Annotated in this window: 1 pseudogene; it reads left to right on the forward strand. The window is 77.8% G+C overall.

Going from position 1 to position 641, the window contains the following annotated elements:
• Positions 1-641: pseudogene (locus K6I33_RS35520) on the forward strand (hypothetical protein); the annotation flags it as partial.

A 641-nucleotide genomic window follows, 5' to 3' on the forward strand; every position in this document is an offset into this window, starting at 1 on the left:
GCTCCCGGCGCCCCCGGCACCCGGAGCGCCGACGAACTCCTGCGCGCCTTCCGGGCCGGCGCCTCGCCGGGCGCGCTCCGGCTCGCCGTCCACCTGGCGGCCGTCCCGCTGACGCTCCCCGTGATGCAGCTGGTCCAGCGGGCGATGCTGCCCGACACCGGGCCCATGGAGCTCGCCGAGGTGCTGCTGAGCGGACTGCTGTGGCGGCTGCCCGACATGGACCCGGACACCGGCACCGGCCCCTGGTACGAATTCGCCGACGGCGTCCGCGAGATGCTGCTGCACTCCCTCGACCGGGGTGCCGCGGCCCTGGTCCTCAAGCACTGCTCGGACTACGTCGAGCGCCACTTCGGCAAGGGCGCCCGCAACTTCTCCGCCCGCGCGGCCGCCCAGCTCGCCGGCGAGGAGCTCATCGCCCCCGCGCTCCCCGGCCCGCCCGCGGAGCCCGCCGGGGAGCGCCGGGACGCCGCCGAACCGGAGCTGTTCGCCGAGGTCCCCGCCCGGGTGGTCCGCTGGTACCGGCCCGTGCCCGTCGAGAGCGGCCCCGTCGCCGAGGCGGAACGGCTGCTGCGCCTCTGGCAGGTCCAGGGCGACCCCTCGCTGCTCCACCAGGCCCGGGCCCTGGCCGCCCCGGCCGCGAC

This window comes from Streptomyces sp. UNOB3_S3, assembly GCF_020740895.1.
Classification (GTDB): Bacteria; Actinomycetota; Actinomycetes; order Streptomycetales; family Streptomycetaceae; genus Streptomyces.